Source organism: Porphyromonas sp. CAG:1061, from assembly GCF_000435035.1.
Lineage (GTDB): Bacteria > Bacteroidota > Bacteroidia > Bacteroidales > Porphyromonadaceae > Porphyromonas_A > Porphyromonas_A somerae.
The window spans coordinates 4,894-5,340 of the sequence record NZ_HF988845.1 but is presented as its reverse complement, the minus strand read 5'-3'; the positions used below and the strand labels follow the sequence as shown (position 1 = coordinate 5,340).

Sequence of the window (447 nt, the reverse complement as noted above, 5' to 3'; positions counted from 1 at the left end):
TCTGCGGTATGGACGGGACTCGAACCCGCGACCCCCTGCGTGACAGGCAGGTATTCTAACCAGCTGAACTACCACACCGTGCTTTAGCCGTTGTTGTTATGGCTTTGCTCGGCAAAGATAGCAAGGATTTTTCAATCCACCAAATATTGCCGCGAAAAAGTATTTATTTTGTCGCCTAATCCCACCAGCAGTACCAGATATGCGACTTGTGTAGGTGCGATGCTAGGGAGGGTAGATTGGTCTCTACAGTGTCTTGGGCGTAGGCAAATAGATTCTTGGCTAGGGAGGTAGTGTCTCCCATAGGGGGGTAGGGGGTGTAGTACAGAACGGAGTCACTAGCGATCTTAATCACCACTGCTCCATACGATTCGTACCAATATCGGGCAATCTGAGCATGCTCCTCTGCCGTGGGGCATTCGTTCCAACCGCCATAAGAAAGATAAGTAA

The 447-nt window shown here is 50.1% G+C and carries 1 protein-coding gene and 1 tRNA gene; both read right to left on the bottom strand.

The window, feature by feature from the left end; genetic code table 11:
• Positions 1-4: 4 nt before the first annotated feature.
• A tRNA-Asp gene (locus tag QVO39_RS00910) sits at positions 5-78 on the bottom strand.
• 97 nt (positions 79-175) lie between these two features.
• The coding region (locus tag QVO39_RS00905; protein WP_288171304.1) for a DUF4253 domain-containing protein at positions 176-447 on the bottom strand (272 nt) is incomplete at its 5' end.